The 12,340-nt window shown below is 60.9% G+C and carries 9 protein-coding genes and 1 rRNA gene; 4 read left to right on the top strand and 6 right to left on the bottom strand.

Annotation, left to right across the window (positions count from 1 at the left end; translation table 11 throughout):
* Positions 1 to 29 precede the first annotated feature (29 nt).
* Positions 30 to 395: an acyl-CoA thioesterase gene (locus IGS58_RS00050; RefSeq protein WP_226939493.1), complete on the top strand. Its 366-nt coding sequence runs from the start codon at positions 30 to 32 to the stop codon at positions 393 to 395.
* 30 nt (positions 396 to 425) lie between these two features.
* Positions 426 to 2,015 (top strand): alkaline phosphatase D family protein, encoded by a 1,590-nt coding sequence (locus tag IGS58_RS00045; protein ID WP_230520357.1) that lies wholly within the window; start codon positions 426 to 428, stop codon positions 2,013 to 2,015.
* A gap of 3 nt (positions 2,016 to 2,018) precedes the next feature.
* Here the strand turns inward: IGS58_RS00045 and IGS58_RS00040 are convergent, their stop codons facing one another.
* The 4 genes from IGS58_RS00040 to IGS58_RS00025 all read right to left on the bottom strand — a co-directional run bounded on the left by IGS58_RS00040 (position 2,019) and on the right by IGS58_RS00025 (position 8,843).
* Complete coding sequence (locus tag IGS58_RS00040; protein ID WP_070254812.1) at positions 2,019 to 3,701, bottom strand: long-chain-fatty-acid--CoA ligase; 1,683 nt, start codon at positions 3,699 to 3,701, stop codon at positions 2,019 to 2,021.
* Positions 3,702 to 3,756: 55 nt separating this feature from the next.
* Positions 3,757 to 5,439: a long-chain fatty acid--CoA ligase gene (locus tag IGS58_RS00035; protein WP_070254814.1), complete on the bottom strand. Its 1,683-nt coding sequence runs from the start codon at positions 5,437 to 5,439 to the stop codon at positions 3,757 to 3,759.
* Between the two features lie 276 nt (positions 5,440 to 5,715).
* Positions 5,716 to 6,765 (bottom strand): aminopeptidase, encoded by a 1,050-nt coding sequence (locus IGS58_RS00030; RefSeq protein WP_070254816.1) that lies wholly within the window; start codon positions 6,763 to 6,765, stop codon positions 5,716 to 5,718.
* A gap of 2 nt (positions 6,766 to 6,767) precedes the next feature.
* The gene (locus tag IGS58_RS00025) at positions 6,768 to 8,843 is read right to left on the bottom strand and encodes a molybdopterin-containing oxidoreductase family protein (protein WP_230520356.1); all 2,076 of its coding nucleotides are present in this window, start codon (positions 8,841 to 8,843) and stop codon (positions 6,768 to 6,770) included.
* Positions 8,844 to 9,049: 206 nt separating this feature from the next.
* On the opposite strand from IGS58_RS00025, the gene IGS58_RS00020 reads away from it, so the two are divergent.
* Positions 9,050 to 10,243: a M20 aminoacylase family protein gene (locus IGS58_RS00020; RefSeq protein WP_070281832.1), complete on the top strand. Its 1,194-nt coding sequence runs from the start codon at positions 9,050 to 9,052 to the stop codon at positions 10,241 to 10,243.
* 1 nt (position 10,244) lies between these two features.
* Here the strand turns inward: IGS58_RS00020 and IGS58_RS00015 are convergent, their stop codons facing one another.
* Entirely contained in the window at positions 10,245 to 11,147 is a 903-nt protein-coding gene (locus tag IGS58_RS00015; RefSeq protein ID WP_268989805.1) for an NAD(P)-dependent oxidoreductase, read from the bottom strand.
* Positions 11,148 to 11,240: 93 nt separating this feature from the next.
* Between IGS58_RS00015 and IGS58_RS00010 the strand changes: the two genes are divergently transcribed.
* Positions 11,241 to 11,813 carry an acyloxyacyl hydrolase gene (locus tag IGS58_RS00010; RefSeq protein WP_230520355.1) on the top strand — a complete coding sequence of 191 codons (573 nt, stop codon included), beginning with the start codon at positions 11,241 to 11,243 and terminating at the stop codon, positions 11,811 to 11,813.
* A 222-nt stretch (positions 11,814 to 12,035) separates the two neighbouring features.
* Here IGS58_RS00010 and rrf read toward each other — a convergent pair.
* Positions 12,036 to 12,148 (bottom strand): 5S ribosomal RNA (rrf, locus tag IGS58_RS00005).
* Positions 12,149 to 12,340: the final 192 nt, after the last annotated feature.

Raw genomic sequence — 12,340 nt, 5'->3', positions numbered from 1 at the left:
TGCCCGCCGGAAAAATGCCGGAATTGCGCATGATGCCCGCGCCGTCCGACGCCAATGTGTACGGCGACGTGTTCGGCGGCTGGATCATGGCGCAGGTCGATATCGCCGGTTCCCTGCCGGCCACGCGGCGCGCCAACGGCCGCGTCGCCACCATTGCCGTCAATTCCTTCGTCTTCAAAAACCCCGTCTTCGTCGGCGATCTGCTCTCCTTCTACGCCGACATCGTCAAGGTTGGCAATACCTCGATCACCGTCAATGTCGAGGTGTATGCCGAGCGCAACCGCCTGCAGGCATGCATCGTGAAAGTCACGGAAGCAACCCTGATCTACGTGGCGACGGACTCCGACCGCAAGCCGCGCAAGGTGCCGCCCATCGAGACCTTATTGGCGTCCTGATTGTCGTATTAATCCCACGTTTCAGACGGCATGGATAGCCAGCGCCGCATCTTCCTGCACAGCGCCGCGCGCATCGGTGCGCTGGCCGCCGCTGGCAGCGTGCTGTCCGGTTCCAGCGCGGGCGCCGCCACGCGCCTGAATGGCGCCGGCTACCCGTTTGCGCTCGGTGTCGCTTCCGGTTCGCCCTTGCCGGACGCCGTCGTGCTGTGGACACGCATCTGCTACGACCCGCTGCACGCGACCGCCACGCCCGCCTTCGCCCTGAACGTGCGCTGGGAAGTGGCTGACGATGAAGGTTTTCGCCGCATCGCCGCCAAGGGCCAGGCCACGGCCACACCCGCCCTCGCGCATAGCGTGCACGTCGACGTGGGCGGTTTGACACCCGGGCGCTGGTACTGGTACCGCTTCATGCTGGGCGACGCCGTCAGCCCCGTGGGCCGCACGCGCACGGCGCCCGCCGCCGATACCCTGCCCGCCTCGCTGAAACTGGCCGTCGCCTCGTGCCAGCACTGGGAATTCGGCGCGTATGCGGCGCACCGGCACATCGCCGCGGCCGCGCCCGACCTGGTGGCCTTCCTCGGCGATTACATCTATGAATGGGGTCCGTACCAGTTGCAGCATCCGAGCCGGGCCGTGCGCACGCATGAAAGTTTCAGCCTGGACGACTACCGCGCCCGCTACGCGCAATACAAGAGCGACCGCGATTTGCAGGGCGCGCACCTGGCCGCGCCATGGATCGTCACCTGGGACGACCATGAAGTGGCCAACGATTACGGCAATGACCGCGACGAGTTGCTCACGCCCACCTTTTTGCAGCGCCGCGCGGCCGCCTACCAGGCGTTTTATGAACACATGCCGCTACGGCTGCTGCCGCTGGGACGGCGAGGCTTCGTCGACATGCGCATCTACCAGCGCTATGACTGGGGCAGGCTGGCGCGCTTTCATGTGCTGGATGACCGGCAATACCGCGCCTATCACGCGTGCGCCAGGCCGGGTCGCGGCGGCTCCAATTCCGTCACCACGCGCAACTGCCCCGACCTGCTGAAACCGCAGCGCACCATGCTGGGCGAGGAACAGCAACGCTGGCTGCAAGCCGGCCTCGATGATTCTCCCGCGCGCTGGAACATTTTGGCCCAGCAAACCCTGATGGCGCAATCGAGCCAGGTGCCCATCCTGCGGCCCGGCGACGAACGCATCTGGACCGATGGCTGGGATGGCTATCCGCTGGCGCGCCAGCACCTGCTCGACGCCTTGCGCAGCAGCAAGGCCAGCAACCCGCTGGTGCTGTCGGGCGACGTGCACACTTTTTATGCCACGGAACTGAGCCGCAATGCCATGCGGCCCACCGGCAAGGACAATCCCGTGCTGGCCACGGAGTTTTGCGGCACCTCCATCACCTCGAGTTCCCGCCCGCAGGCGCGAACGGAGCAGTACGTGGCGATGAACCCGCACATCCGTTACGGACGCAGCGACAAGCGCGGCTATATGTTGATGGAAATCACGCCGGAGAAAACCACGACCCTGTTCCAGGGTCTGGATAACGTGCGCGACAGCACCTCTGCCATCGCGACACTGGCCAGCTTTGTCGTGCGCGACGGCAAGGCTGGCTTGCAAAGCTGAAGCCTAGGCAACCTTCTTTTCATCGCGCAATTGACGGCGCAAGATCTTGCCGACATTGGTCTTCGGCAACTCATCGCGGAACTCGATGTATTTCGGTTTCTTGTAGGCCGTCAATTCATGCTTGCAATGCTCGCGGATCTGTTCCACCGTCAGGTTTGGATCCTTGCGCACGACAAACACTTTCACGGCTTCGCCCGCGTTGGCATCCGGCACGCCGATGCATGCGCACTCGAGCACGCCCGGGCACGAAGCGACCACGTCTTCCACTTCGTTCGGATACACATTGAAGCCGGACACGATGATCATGTCTTTCTTGCGGTCCACGATCTTCACATAGCCACGCTCATCCATGACACCCACGTCGCCCGTCTTGAAGAAACCGTCGGCCGTCATCGACTTGGCCGTCTCGTCCGGACGCTGCCAGTAGCCCGCCATCACTTGCGGGCCGCGCACGGCGATCTCGCCCGGCTCGCCCAGCGGCACTTCCACGCCATCATCGTTCAGGATCGCCACTTCCGTCGAAGGGAAAGGCAAGCCGATGGTGCCCGTAAATTCCGTGATATCGACGCGGTTGCCCGTCACCACGGGTGAAGTTTCCGACATGCCATAACCTTCGATCAGCGGGCAACCCGTCAGCTTCAGCCAGCGCTCGGCCACGTTGCGCTGCAAGGCCATGCCGCCGCCATTGCACACTTTATAGCTGGAGAAATCGAGCTTGGCGAAATCGGCATTGTTCAGCAGCGCGTTGTACAGGGTATTGACGGCCGGGAAAACGACGATCTTGTGCTTGGACAATTCCTTGACGAAACCGGGGATGTCGCGCGGGTTGGGGATCAGCACGTTCAAGCCGCCCACGCGCATGCCCATCAGGGCGCTGACCGTCAGCGAATAGATGTGATACAGGGGCAAGGCGCACATGAATCCCATCGAGGTAGCACGCATTTCCTTGGTCATCACGGGTGAAATCCACGCCTCGTTTTGCAGCACGTTGGCGATCACGTTACGGTGCAACAACATCGCGCCTTTCGACACGCCCGTCGTGCCGCCCGTGTATTGCAGGAAGACGATATCGTCATGCCCCTGCTGCACCGGCGTCAGGCTCAGGCGTGCGCCTTCGGCCAGCATCTTGTTGAAGCTGATGGCGCCCGGCAAGGAAAACGCGGGCACCATTTTCTTGATCTTGCGCACGACGAAGTTAACGATGGTGCCTTTCAAGCCACCCAGCATGTCGCCCATGGTGGCGACGATCACATGCTTGACCTGGGTATGCGGCAGCACCTGCTCGACCGTGGTGGCGAAGTTTTCCAGCACGATGATCGCTTCGCTGCCCGAATCGACCAGCTGATGCTGCAATTCACGGGGCGTGTACAGCGGATTGACGTTGACCACCGTGTAGCCGGCGCGCAGGATCGCCGCCATCGCCACCGGATACTGCAGCACGTTCGGCAGCATGATCGCCACACGCGCGCCCGTCTTCAGGCCCTTGCTTTGCAGCCATGCTCCCATCTGCAGCGACAGCTTGTCGAGCTCGCGATAGGTAAGGAATTTATCCATGCACACGAAGGCGTTGCGGTCCGCATATTTCTGGAACGACTCTTCCAGCAAATGCGTGACGGAACGGTATTGCGTGCAATCAATCTCTGCGGGAACGCTGTCCGGGTACGACTTCAACCAAATCTTGTCCATCTCGCCTCATCTTTATCTGTAAAAGGGATGCGCCTCCTGGCGCATCCCACACTGTTTATGTTGCTATCTTCGTTTCGTCACGCAGGGCGCGACGCAAAATCTTGCCGACGTTGGTCTTCGGCAGCTCATCGCGGAACTCGATGTATTTCGGCCGCTTGTAGCCTGTGAATTGTTCCTTGCAATACGCGGCCAGCACTGCCTGGGTCAGGTTCGGATCCTTACGCACGACAAATACTTTCACGGCCTCGCCCGAGTGTTCGTCCGGCACGCCCACGCAGGCGCACTCGAGTACGCCCGGATGGGCCGCGATGACGGCTTCGACTTCATTCGGATACACATTGAAGCCGGAGACGAGGATCATGTCTTTCTTGCGGTCGACGATCTTCACGTAGCCGCGCTCATCCATGATGCCCACGTCACCGGATTTAAAGTATCCATCGGGCGTCATGACCTTGGCCGTTTCATCGGGACGGTTCCAGTAGCCGCTCATCACTTGCGGGCCGCGGATGGCGATTTCGCCCGTCTGCCCCAGCGGCACTTCCTTGCCGTCATCGTCGAGGATGGCGATATCGGTCGACGGAATCGGCAAGCCGATGGTGCCGGAGAACGCCGTGCTGTCGGCGCGGTTGCAGGTAGCGACAGGCGACGTTTCCGACAGGCCATAGCCTTCGATGATGGACACGCCCGTCACTTGCAGCCACTTGTCGTTGACGGCTTGCTGCACTGCCATGCCGCCGCCATTGGCGATCTTCAAGCCCGAGAAATCAAGCTTGGCGAAATCGGGGTGGTTCACCAGCGCGTTATACAGCGTATTGACCGCTGGCAGCAGGTTGAATTTGTACTTGCCCAGCTCCTTGATCAGGCCCGGGATATCGCGCGGATTCGGGATCAGGATATTCAGCGCGCCCACGCGCGTGCCCCACATGGCGCACGCCGTCAGGGCAAAGATATGGTACAGCGGCAAGGCGCAGACGATGATCAGCTGCTCCTTGCTGTTCTGGTCGAGCGCCGCGCCCGACCACGCTTCGCTCTGCAGCACGTTGGCGATCACATTGCGGTGGCTCAAGGTCGCGCCTTTCGACACGCCCGTCGTGCCGCCTGTGTATTGCAGAAAGGCAGCGTCATTGATGCTCAGCTCGACAGGCGTGAGTTTCATGCGGCTGCCCAGCGCCAGCGCCTGCTTGAAACGCATGGCGTTCGGCAAGGAGTACGCGGGCACCATCTTCTTGACGTTGCGCACGACAAAATTGACGATCATGCCCTTCAAGCCGCCCAGCATTTCGCCCATGCTGGCGACGACGATGTGCTTGACGGCCGTCTTGCCCAGCACTTGCTCTAGCGTATGGGCAAAGTTTTCCAGCACGATGATGGCTTCGCTGCCCGAATCGTTGAGCTGATGCTCGAGTTCGCGCGGCGTATATAGCGGATTGACGTTGACCACCGTGTAGCCGGCGCGCAGGACGGCGGCAATGGCCACCGGATACTGCAGTACGTTTGGCATCATCAGAGCGACACGCGCGCCCTTCTTCAAGCCACGGCTTTGCAGCCAGGCACCCAGTTGGCGCGAATAGGTGTCGAGTTCGGCATAGGTGAGAAATTTGTCCATGCAGACATAGGCATTGCGATCCGCATATTTTTGAAACGCTTCTTCCAGCAAATGTACCAGCGAACGATATTGATCAGGATTGATGTCGGCAGGTACGCCGGGCGGGTACGACTTCAGCCAAATTTTGTCCATCCTGTGCCTCTTGTCTCGAATAATCGTGGGGGAGCCGGCGCACCCTGCCGGCGCGGATCATTGCTGCGGATTCTGTCGTCCTGCAGTCAGTTTGAGCATTCTGACGAGCAATTGCTCTATGCTACTAATGCGATGCTATCGGGCGCCGGGCTTCCATGCAAGCGCTTTCAACAGTATTCGAGCGGCAACTCTAGGGGTATTTTATGCTGCAATGCAACATGCCAAATACACTGTTGCAGGATCGTTTGCCCTGACGTGCGAGACAATCTTTACGGGTCAGGGGCTGGACAATTGTTCCAGCGCCTGCCTGCGCTCAGGCTTCTTGATCTGGGCCATTGTGTGCACTGCAGCATAAAAAGCACGAAAGTTCTTTTTTTCTTCCAGCAATTTTTTGAAGGCAGGCAAAAATTCATTGTAGGTAGACACGGAAGCCAGGTGCGCATTGCTCAATGGCTGCTCGAACCAGCGGTCGTAACCGGCAAAACCACCCCAGTTTGTCTTCACGACCTGATACGCGTCTTGCAATGCCGCAAACACCTGCGCCTTGCGCGCCCGCTTGTCCGCATCGCTGGCGTCGCTCGCATACACCGACTCCAGTTCACCCCGGTATTTCAGCAGCAGGGCGAGGAAATCCTGGCGCCGCGCCGTGTACTGGGCGTACGCCGCGCGCATGGCGTCGTTGCCCTCGCGCGCCAGCCAGCGCTGCACGCCCGCCTCTTCCACGGCACTGGCAAACGACTCGTTGAAGGCCGAATCACCGGGCACGTACACCACCTGGTGCGCCAGTTCATGGAAGATCAGGCGTGCCAGCTCCGCATCGTTGTAATTGATAAAGGTCGACAGCAGGGGATCGTCGAACCAGCCCAGGGTGGAATAGGCGGGCACGCCGCCCACCTGCACGTCGTAATGCTGGGCCCGCAGTTCGTCGGCATACGCGAGCGCCTCCTCCTTGCTGTAATAGCCGCGGTAATTGACGCAGCCGGCAATGGGAAAACACCATTGCAGCGGCTGCAGCGACAGTTCCGGCGTGGCCACCACGTTCCACAGCACGAACGGGCGCCGCAGGGAGGCGTAATTCTTGTAGCTGCCATTGTCGGGCAAGTCCAGCTCGCTGACGGCAAAGCGGCGAATTTGCTGCGCCTTGGCCAGGCGCACTTTCAGGCGCGGCTCGGTGGCCGGGTCGTCGAGCCAGTCGCCGATGGGCCGAGCGCCCGACCACAAGGCATATTGCCCCTGCGCCGCTTGCGTGTAGTAGCGCAGCTGCGTGCAGCCGCCCAGCAGCAGGCACACCGTGCCGACAAGCAAGCGGGCCGGCCAGCGCGCCATGGTCAGGCAGCCTTTTCCACTTCGACCAGCGTATCGTAGAAGGTCGGCGCGCGGCCCATGTCCGTCAGGCGCTGGCTGGTCACTTCATTGGCATTCTTGCCGTCGCTGGCGAGTTTCTTCCACCACACGGACAAGCCCACGACCAGGCCCCGTCTCGCCTTGTCCGTCACCCTGGCCTTGGCCATAAAACTGCCGCGGTCATTGAAGATGCGCACCATGTCGCCGGCCGCGATGCCGCGTGCGGCGCAATCGTCAGGGTGGATATCGAGGTGCGGCTCGCCTTCGGCCGCGCGCAGGCTTTTGACGTTGACGAACGTGGAATTGAGGAAATTGCGTGCCGGCGGGGAAATCATGGCCAGCGGATAACGGGCCGCCAGTGCAGGATTGCTGGCTTGCGATTCGTGCGGTGCGATATACGCCGGCAAGGGATCGAGTCCCGCCTGCGCCATGGCGCTGGAATAGAACTCGCACTTGCCCGATGGCGTGGGGAAACCGCCCTCGGCAAATGGCGCCTCGGCCATGGCCAGCTTTTGCCAGCCCGTGCGTTTCAGCGATTCCCAGTCGAAATGCACGGCGCGCGCATCCGTCGCATCGAACGCCTTGGCCGCCAGCGCATCGTCGCTTTCCTGGAAGCACGGGTCATCAAAGCCCATGTGCTGTGCCAGCAAGCGGAAGATTTCCGTATTCGCTTTCGCTTCGCCCAGCGGCGCGACGGCCGCATTGTTCGCCATCATGTACAGGTGGCCGTAGGTGGAATGCGCATCGACGTGTTCCAGCTGCGTGGTGGCAGGCAGCACAATGTCGGCGTAATCGACGGTATCGGTCTGGAAGTGTTCGAGCACGACCGTAAACAAATCCTCGCGGGCAAATCCCTGCGCCACTTTCGAGGAATCGGGCGCCACCGCCAGCGGGTTCGAGTTGTAGACGATCACGGCTTCCACTTGCGGACCGAACGCGGGCGAACTGGCTTTCAGCAAATCATCGCCGATGGTGCTCATGTTGATGGTGCGCGGCGTGCCTTTCAATAAATCCGGGCGCTGCAGGGCCTTGCGGTTGACGGGGAAGGAACCCGAGCTCGACAGTTGCATGCCGCCGGCAGGATGGCGCCAGGCGCCCGTCAGCGCGGGCAGGCAGGCGATATTGCGCACGGCCATGCCGCCGCCATGCACGCGCTGCACGCCGTAGTTGGCACGGATGGCGGCGCCCTCGCCAGAGCGGCATGCCTCGCCGTACAGGCGCGCCAGTTCCACCACTTCAGTGGCCGTGATGCCGCACACCTCGGCCACGCGCTCGGGCGGCCATTCCATGGCGCGCTGTTTCAGTTCAGCATAGCCGATCGTGTACTGCGCGATATAGTCATGGTCGATCAGGTCTTCGGTGATCAGCACATGCATCAAGCCCAGCGCCAGGGCCGCATCGGTCCCCGGCAGCAAGGCGATATGCTGGTGGCACTTTTCGGCCGTCAGCGAACGGTAGGGGTCGATGGCGATCAAGGTGGCGCCATTGCGCTTGGCCTCTTGCGCGCGCATCCAGAAGTGCAAATTCGAGGCGATCGGGTTGCCGCCCCAGATAATGATCAATTTCGCGTTCTGGAACTGCTCCATGTCCGTGCCGATGCTGGCGCCCACCGTGTAGCGGTAACCGGTGGCACCGGCCGAGGCACAGATGGTGCGGTCCAGCAGGGAAGCGCCGAGCTGATTGAAGAAGCGCGACGACATCGATTCGCCCTGCACCAGGCCCATGGTGCCACAGTAGCTGTACGGCAAGATCGCCTGCGGATCGCGCGCGGCGATCGGTTTCAAGCGCGCCGCGATGATCTGCAATGCCTCTTCCCAGCTGATGCGCTCGAACTTGCCTTCCCCCTTCTTGCCCACGCGGCGCAGCGGATGCAGCAGCCGGTCCGCATGGTAGGTGCGCTCCGTGAAGCGCGACACCTTCGTGCACAGCACGCCAGCCGTGGTCGGATGGTCGGGATCGCCCTTGACGGCGGTGGCCACCCCATCGGTCACGGTGACCAGCAAGGCGCAGGTATCGGGGCAATCGAGCGGGCAGGCGGCGCGCACTTGGGTGGTGGTCATGGGGCAATCCGAAAACGTTGGGGGAAGGCGATACTGTAAACCATTCCGCGCGCTTGCTGTTGGCGCCGTGGCAAGCACGTCCGTGCGCTGGATTTACCCGGCAAACAAGGGCTACAATGCACTATTAGCCGCGCCTGTTTTTGATCAAACAAGCGCGGTCCGGCGCGCCATACATTGCTGCGTGCCAGCATCCACAGGAGAGTCCCATGAAACTAGTTGATCCGATCTTGGCGTTTCAATCCGAGCTGCAAGGTATCCGCCGCGACCTGCACGCGCATCCCGAGCTGTGCTACGAAGAACAGCGCACCTCGGACGTGGTCGCCGCCAGACTGACGGAATGGGGCATTCCCGTGGTACGCGGCCTGGGCCGCACTGGCGTGGTCGGTATCATCAAAAATGGTACTTCGACACGCGCCATCGGCTTGCGCGCCGATATGGATGCCTTGCCGATGCAGGAAATGAATACCTTCGAGCATGCTTCACGCCATCCGGGCAAGATGCACGCCTGCGGCCATGACGGCCACACGGCCATGCTGCTGGGCGCCGCCCATTACCTGGCGCAACACCGCCATTTCGACGGCACCGTGTATCTGGTCTTCCAGCCGGCGGAAGAAGGCGGCGCCGGCGCGCGCGAAATGATCGAAGACGGCTTGTTTACCCGCTTCCCCATGGATGCCATCTACGGCATGCACAACTGGCCGGGCGCCGAAACGGGCACCCTGAGCGTGGTAGAGGGGCCAATGATGGCGTCAAGCAATGAATTCCACGTCACCGTCAAAGGCAAGGGCGCCCATGCGGCCCAGCCCCATAAGGGTATCGACCCCGTCATGGTGGCCGTGCAAATCGCGCAAAGCTGGCAAACCGTCATCACGCGCAACAAGAGCCCGCTCGACACGGCCGTGCTGTCGATCACGCAAATCCATGCGGGCAGCGCCACCAATGTGATTCCCGATGACGCCAGCCTGGTCGGCACCGTGCGTACATTCACCACGCCCGTGCTGGACTTGATCGAAGAGCGCATGCGCGAAATCGCCGTGCACACGGCCGCCGCCTTTGGCGCGGAGGTCGACTTTCACTTCAAGCGCAACTATCCGCCGCTGGTCAACCACGCGAAAGAAACGGCGTTTGCCGTCGAAGTCATGCAAAGCGTGGTGGGCGCGGACAAGGTCAACGCGAATGTCGAGCCGACCATGGGCGCGGAAGATTTTGCTTTCTTCCTGCAAGAAAAGGCCGGCTGCTACATCTTCATCGGCAATGGCGATGGCGAGCACCGCGATGGTGGCCATGGCCTGGGTCCGTGCGTCTTGCACAATGGCAGCTACGACTTCAACGACAAGCTGCTGCCCATCGGTGCCAGTTTCTGGGTCAAGCTGGCCGAAGCGAGCCTGCCCGTCGCTTGATTTATCCCAGCTTATCCGGACCGGTGCCCAGGCGCTGCCCCGGATTCAACGCTTCCAGGGCCAGCAAGGCTGCCGCATGGTCCGCCGTCGGGTAGGTGGCGGTAATGCTTTCATAGCGCTGCGTCACCAGTTGCGTCACCGGTAAGGTGATGTGTGCAGCCTCGGCCGCCGCGAGGATATTGTGCATATCCTTGACCTGGCTCTTCACTTGGCCGCCAGCAACAAAATTGCGCTCCAGCATGCGCTGGCCATGCACCTCTAAAATCTTGCTCTCGGCAAAACCGCCACGGATCGCTGCCCGTACAGCGCTCGCATCGGCGCCGGCCGCCTGTGCCAGCAACAGCGCCTCGGCCACGATATTCAGGGTGGCACCGACGATCAGCTGATTGCACAACTTGGCGACCTGGCCACTGCCGGCCGGTCCCACCAGGGTCGGGCGCCCCATGGCCGTCAAGATATGCTCCACGCGCGCATAATCGTCGGCGCTGGCGCCAGCCATGATGGCCAGGTTGCCTGCCTGGGCCCCACCGACGCCGCCCGACACGGGCGCATCGATGAAGGCATGGCCTGCCGCGTGCAAGATGGCATGAAATTGCTGGGCTTCTGATTGCTTGGTGGAACTCATGTCTATCCATAGCGCCCCAGTTGCCAGGGCCGGCAACGCGTCCTGCAGTACCTGCGCCACGATGGGACCGGCTTCCAGCATCGAGATGACCACGTCCGCGCCATTGACCGCCTCAGCCACGGAAACGGCGGGCTGCGCGCCTGCCGCACGCAGGACTTGGGCCTTGCTGTGCGTGCGATTCCAAATTGTGACAGAATATCCAACGTGCAGCAGGCGCCGGACCATCGGATCCCCCATCAGACCGATACCGAGAAATGCGATTTTTGTAGAGAATGTCAATTGAACCCCTGAGATCAACAAGTGGCGAAAGCGGCAGGCAAAGCAAGCTTGCGTCTGCGCAAACAAGACAACAGCCTATCGGCCAATTTTACGATGAAAGCCTCTATGTTCTTCAAGAAGAATCTCCTCAAATCCATCGCCGCCGTGACCGCGCTGATGGCGGCCAATGCCGGCTTTGCCGCCGACGGCAAACTGATCGACTCCGTCTACGGCGAATATGCCAAGGGCGTGAAGGTACAAATGGTACGCGCCGGCGTGACCTCGAACTGGGATAAGGCCTGGTTCGTATCGAATGGCACGCAGCTGAGCGGTTACTGGGATGCCAGCATTGGCGGCTGGGATGCCAAGAGCTATCAGAATGTCCCTGGCCAGCATCAAAAACTGTGGGACCTGGGCTTTACCCCCGTTTTCCGTTTTGAAAATACGAATAAGCTGGGTTTTTATGCGGAAGCCGGCATCGGCGTGCACATGCTGTCGAAACTGTACAACAACGATGATGACCGCCTGTCGACCCACTTCCAGTTCGGCGACCATATTGGCGTCGGCTATGTCTTCAATAACAAATGGGAAGTCGCTGCGAAGATCCAGCATTTCTCGAACGGCGGCTACAAGAAACCGAATAGCGGCGTCAATTACATGAACGTCAAAGTCGCTTACCATTTTTAATGGTTGTGATACATGACAAAGGCAGCGCGTAGCGCTGCCTTTTTTTACGCCTGCTGAACCGAACCACCGGGGTCAGACCCTCCACACCGCCAACGCCAGATTCGACGCCAACGCGGGAGGGGGGCTGACCCCAGCCTTCGTTTGGGGTTCGCCATCACAAACCGCCAGACGAAAAAAAACCCCACCATTGCTGGCGGGGTTTTTCTCTACTGCGAATAACAAGCCTGACGATAACCTACTTTCACACTGGTTGCAGCACTATCATCGGCGCAAAGTTGTTTCACGGTCCTGTTCGGGATGGGAAGGGGTGGGACCAACTTGCTATGGTCATCAGGCATAACTTGTACTGGCGCTTGTCTCCTGTGGGACGACAAGGCCATGAATCTGGAAAAAGCAAAGATTGGGGTAATGACTGGTAGTATCAACACACACGCAACGTTGTACCGTCTTATCCTCTGCACCTGCTAAGGTTATAGGGACAAGCCGTACGGGCAATTAGTACTGGTTAGCTTAATGCATTACTGCAC

Source organism: Janthinobacterium sp. EB271-G4-7A, from assembly GCF_020858075.1.
Classification (GTDB): Bacteria; Pseudomonadota; Gammaproteobacteria; order Burkholderiales; family Burkholderiaceae_D; genus Janthinobacterium; species Janthinobacterium lividum.
The sequence above is the reverse complement of the archived record's forward strand: the minus strand, read 5'-3'. Positions and strand labels throughout refer to the sequence as shown.